Origin of the sequence: Pararobbsia alpina (genome assembly GCF_902859895.1) — a bacterium.
Lineage (GTDB): Bacteria > Pseudomonadota > Gammaproteobacteria > Burkholderiales > Burkholderiaceae > Pararobbsia > Pararobbsia alpina.
In genome coordinates, this window is record NZ_CADIKM010000167.1 from 1 (window position 1) to 1,126 (window position 1,126).

Below are 1,126 nucleotides of genomic sequence, written 5' to 3' on the forward strand. Positions count from 1 at the left end.
CGGCTATAACCAGCCCGACTGTGCCTATCCCGACGCCACGCCGGCGATCTCGACGGTGACGGGCGATTCGAGCAACGGAGGAGCCGGTCCGTGGGTCAGTGCCTCGGGCCATGCGCTGACGATCAAGTCGCTCGGTGATCAGACCGTGATCAATCATGCCTATACAGGACCGAGCGCGACCACGGCGCCGTATAACCAGAAGTTCGTGACGCGTCACTATGGCTTTGGCGCCGCGAAGGGCACGGGATCGGTGACGATCGGCGGCGTCAACGCGCAGGTCACGTCATGGAGCGACACTCAGATCAGCGTCACAGTGCCAAATATCAGCGCGAACCAGTCGAGCTGCACGATCCAGCAACGTGGCGTATCGACGCAGACTCGTTGCGGCGAACTGGTGATCACCGCCAACAACGGCAAGAAGTCGATCGACACGGTGACGGTCACGATCGGCGGCAAGGCGCCTTCATATATCGCTGGAGAGAACGGTGCGAGCAACGCCATTCAAACCGCGATCGACAAGGCCACGCCGGGCGACATGATCATCGTCGGACCAGGCAACTACAACGAGATGCTGCTGATGTGGAAGCCGGTGCGTCTGCAAGGCGTGGGTGCCGCGTCCGTGACGATCAATGCGAATACGCACCCGTCCGGCAAGATGGACCCGTGGCGCAGGCAGGTCGATTGCGTGTTCGGTATCGCACTGAACGGCGGGCTGATCGGCTCGGGCAATCCGTTCGATCCGACTGGCACGTATTCGTGCCCGGCGGCGATGCAGCGGCAGGTTGATGCGATTCCGCTCGAGCCTACCGTCGGCTGGGACAACACGCTCAACGGCAATCTCAGCGAACTGCTGATCGAACCGACATTGATGGGCGCCTATGAAGGCGCCGGTATCACGGTGCTCGGCAAGGGTGTTCGCGACGTGCGCGTGCGCGGCGTGCTGCAGCTCGACCCGAACTGCACGGCAAACGGTGTGTGCACGCCGCTGAGCGCCAGCAACACGGATTGCAACACATACTCAAGCAACTTCTACTGCAATCCGTCGCGCATCGACGGCCTGACGATCACCAACAGTTCGCAGGGCGGCGGCGGGATCTTCCTGCACGGCTGGAACCACTATACGGAG

General features: G+C 62.2%; 1 protein-coding gene. It reads left to right on the forward strand.

The window, feature by feature from the left end; genetic code table 11:
• Positions 1–1,126 (forward strand): IPT/TIG domain-containing protein (locus HV670_RS30070; RefSeq protein ID WP_175108552.1); only part of this gene is annotated, 1,126 nt, incomplete at both ends.